Source organism: Cereibacter sediminicola (genome assembly GCF_007668225.1).
Lineage (GTDB): Bacteria > Pseudomonadota > Alphaproteobacteria > Rhodobacterales > Rhodobacteraceae > Cereibacter_A > Cereibacter_A azotoformans.
In genome coordinates this window covers 1-3,711 of sequence record NZ_VDEK01000074.1, presented here as the reverse complement: position 1 = coordinate 3,711, position 3,711 = coordinate 1, and the positions used below count along the sequence as shown (strand labels likewise).

The window sequence follows — 3,711 nt, the reverse complement described above, 5'->3', positions numbered from 1 at the left end:
CATCAGGCGCTGGACATGAGAACTCCCGCCGAGGCATTCGCCTTAGCGGCTTAACATGTGCAGATTCCGCTGGGTCGATACACTAACGCCATGGGTTCATCATGCAATCCTCCCTGGCCGAAGGTCCGCAACAACGCCCCCTGAATCCCCTCCATCACGGAGCAGCAGTTTGACGGCAGGTGATCCGATAAGCGACCACGTCGGCGGCGCTGAAGGCCCGTACGATTGCACACCCAGACACCGCGGCAGAGTCAGCAATGTATCTGTCCGTTCCCTCGGACAACTGGGCCACCGCGAAATGGGCTTCACCTTCCCTAGCGGCAAGACTGACAATCCAGTCCGCGTATACCCGATACGCTCCGTCCCGTCTCAGCGCATGCCAGATATGGGCCGGTAGGCTGGCGTCGGTATCCTTGAGGCGCGCGACAACTTCATCCGTAGACTCCATAGGACCCGACGCAGGGGATAGCAGCCCGACGATCCGCAGACGGGAGGCACCGTCTTGGCCAACAAAGAGTCTCAAGGTGGGCTCGAACAGCAAGTTCGGTATGACGGTGACGTCACTATTACTGCGCAGGAACTTGTACAATGCCGTCGTGTCTTGGAAGATGTAGTCGCCGCTGACGGTTTTCTTAAACTCCATGGCAGCTCCGGGGAGTAGAACCAAGGCAAGCGCAGCGGCTAGCCTGCCAGTGTTTCTGGATTGTCCAAGAACTCCGACAAAGAGGGAAGCCAGCGCTATTGCCGAGGGCGCCATCGTGAACAGAAGCTGGCGCGAACTGGACAGGGGATAAAGGCCAAGGAGTGACAGGATGAGTATTAGGGCTGTCAGTCCCAACCATATCCGCACCGGCGCTCCATGTGCCGCGCGCAATGCCGCGAAAGCATGCTGAGCGAGTGCGGATGGCTTTGCCCGATTGAGCAACACCAGCCCGATCAGTAAAATTGCAGCGCCGAGGATGGCGAAGATGGGTTGGCCGGCCACGTAGAGAATTCGGCGGCCAACCGATCCAGGACGGTTCTGCAGCAGCTCGAGCAGCAAGCTGCCTTGGTACGTGTCGGTATAGTTTGAAAGCTGAAGATGGGTGATTGGGAGGAATATGCCGAGGTACAGCAGCCCCCATACGACGGCGAACAACCCAAGCGCGATTACCCAGCGCCGTCGTTCCACATTTTTCACACGGAACAGCACGACATCAGCCAAGACAACGACTGCAACCAGCATGGCTGAGAAGGAAAAAAACGAGAGGAGCAGTGCTAGGGCGGCGTACACGAACGGCTCAGTCCTTCCCCGGAGTCTCAGAGAAATTGCAGTGGACACAAGAACAAGTGCTGCAAGAAGCTCAAAGATATAATGCTTGATTTCGGTCGCGTATCTGAGCGTCGTTGGAGAAAGAGCCACAATTGCCACTGCCAAAACCACGCCTGCCGAGCCACCGCGCGCTGCATATGCTCCCACGGCGGCGAGGCAGGCGGAGGTGGTCATGAGCAGCGCCAGGCGCATCAGGGGAAGGTCACCGCCAGTAACTCGCCACAACATGTCCAGCAGGATTAAAGTGAAAGGCGGGGCCGCCTGATCGTGATAGGGGAGGGCGCTGAAATAGTGCCACCAATCTTGACCCAGATTGGTGAGCAGCAAGGATTCGTCCTGCCAGAGCGGTCGATCCGCTTGCAGTACCCCCATCAGGAAAAGGAAACCCAGGCTGGCGGCAAGTGCAGAAATGTATATCCTCATTGCACCTACGTCCGGGAGTTCACGCGTGATGCTCGCTTTGGTTGTGCCCTTCCGCTGATATAGCATTTTTGTAAATCCTACTACTATAGAGCTAAGTCTCTTTAACCTAAAAGCCTATCCCAGGGAGCTGGTCGTAATAGTGGCCTGCGCCGGAAGTGCTTGCAAATGGACCTACCCGAAAGATCCTTCGAGCAGCTTCCGACGCGGGAGCATGAGAAAAACGCTACTTCCGGTCACGATTATGTTCAACAGATCTCTGCGCATCGTTTGCCGCAGTGATGGCCGCCCCAATTCGCGGCGCAGGGCTGCTCCGCGAGGAGCCGGAGCGCGGCTGGTGTTGGTCGGTAGACGGCCGAGGCTGTGTGGAAACTCCTGGCCTGACGTTCGTTGGGAGCGGCCCTGCGCCCGGCCGGGTGGATTTCTGGCAAGCGGATCTGGGGATGGTTCGGCGGCGGCAGGAGCCGCGTGGGGCTCGTCGTTGCAAATAGCGGCGCTCGTTCCGCCGATCAGCCGGGAATCGCCTCCATCAGGCTCCGAACGCCGATCAACGAGACCATCCGCTTCATGTTGTAGGCCAGCACGTTCAGCGCCATCTCCGTCCGGACGTTCTTCAGGCGCCGCGTCAGGAAGTGGGTCGTGCCCATCCACGCCTTGAGGGTGCCGAAGACATGCTCGACCGTGCGGCGCCGGAGCGTCATCAGGTCGGGATCCCGGGCGAGGCGCTCCCGCATCGCGTCGATCAGGTGCTCGTGCTCCCAGCAGGTGATCCGCCGTTCCGTGCCGCTCGTGCAGCGGTGCTGGATGGGACAGGTCCGGCAGTCGTTGACCCAGTATCGCCGGACCTGCAGGCCGCCTTCCTCGCGGGTGCTACGGTAGGTCAACTCGTTGCCAGCCGGGCAGGTGTAGATGTCGCGCTCCGGGTCGTAGAGAAAGTCCGTCTTCACGAACATGCCCTTGGTCTCGTTGCCGGAGGTCAGGGGCCGCGGCACGGTCGTGGTGATGCCGGCCTCGTGGCAGGCAAGGATCTCGGTGCCGCTGAAGTAGTCCGGCCTGAACAACCGTGAAGTGGTTGATCTGGCGGGGAGAACCCGAGGTTTCAGTCGCCATGGCCTGCAGGATTTCGTAGGACCCGGCCCGGAACCCTGCCATTTGGGTCTGCCGCATGAAGCACCGTCCCCGTCCGCCCGAGCAGAACGATCTTGTCCGGCCGGGTCTCGTCGACATGATCGACCTGCGTCACGAGCTGGTCACGCTGGCGGGGCTGATCGACTGGGAGTTCTTCGAGCGCGAATGGGCCGGGTTCTTCCCGTCCACGACCGGACGGCCGGCGACCTCGCCGCGGCTGGTCGCGGGGCTGCTCTACCTGCAGCACGCGTTCCGGCTCTCGGACGAAGCCGTGGTCGCCCGCTGGGTCGAGAACCCCTACTTTCAGCATTTCACCGGCGAGACGTTCTTTCAGCATCGCCCGCCGATCGACCCGACCTCGCTCATTCGGTGGCGGAAGCGGATCGGTGAGGAAGGCGTGGAGTGGCTGCTGACAAAGACCATCGAGGCTGGTCGCAAGTCCGGCGCCGTCGATGACACGAGCCTCGACGAGATCGCCGTCGACACCACCGTCATGGAAAAGAACATCGCGCACCCGACCGACTCCCGGCTCTACGACCGGGCGCGGGCACAGCTGGTGGATCTGGCGCAGGAGGCCGGCATCGAGTTGCGCCAGAGCTACGCGCGCCTGGCGCCGCGGCTGGCGGCGCAGGTCGGCCGCTATGCTCATGCGAAGCAGTTCCGGCGCATGCGCAAGGCATTGAGAACGCTCAAGGGCTATACCGGCCGCGTGATGCGGGACATCCGGCGGCAGCTCGACGAGATCCCCGAGGGGCCGCTGCGCGAGCGGGTTCTGGACAAGCTCGTGCTGGTCTCGCGGCTGCTCCACCAGCGGCCGAAGGACCCGGGCAAGATCTATTCGCTCCATGAGC

At 61.5% G+C, this 3,711-nt stretch carries 2 protein-coding genes and 1 pseudogene; 1 reads left to right on the top strand and 2 read right to left on the bottom strand.

Features of this window, described 5'->3' with window-relative positions; translation table 11 throughout:
• Positions 1-154: 154 nt before the first annotated feature.
• Positions 155-1,735: a hypothetical protein gene (locus FG154_RS20105; RefSeq protein ID WP_145111840.1), complete on the bottom strand. Its 1,581-nt coding sequence runs from the start codon at positions 1,733-1,735 to the stop codon at positions 155-157.
• A gap of 506 nt (positions 1,736-2,241) precedes the next feature.
• Positions 2,242-2,778: pseudogene (locus tag FG154_RS20100) on the bottom strand (transposase); the annotation flags it as partial.
• A 119-nt stretch (positions 2,779-2,897) separates the two neighbouring features.
• Between FG154_RS20100 and FG154_RS20095 the strand changes: the two are divergent.
• The coding region (locus FG154_RS20095) for an IS5 family transposase (RefSeq protein WP_145111837.1) at positions 2,898-3,711 on the top strand (814 nt) is incomplete at its 3' end.

What these genes read in the sequence shown, in the direction of transcription:
- FG154_RS20105 (WP_145111840.1), bottom strand. Translation starts at nt 1,735, where the DNA reads ATGAGGATATACATTTCTGCACTTGCCGCCAGCCTGGGTTTCCTTTTC.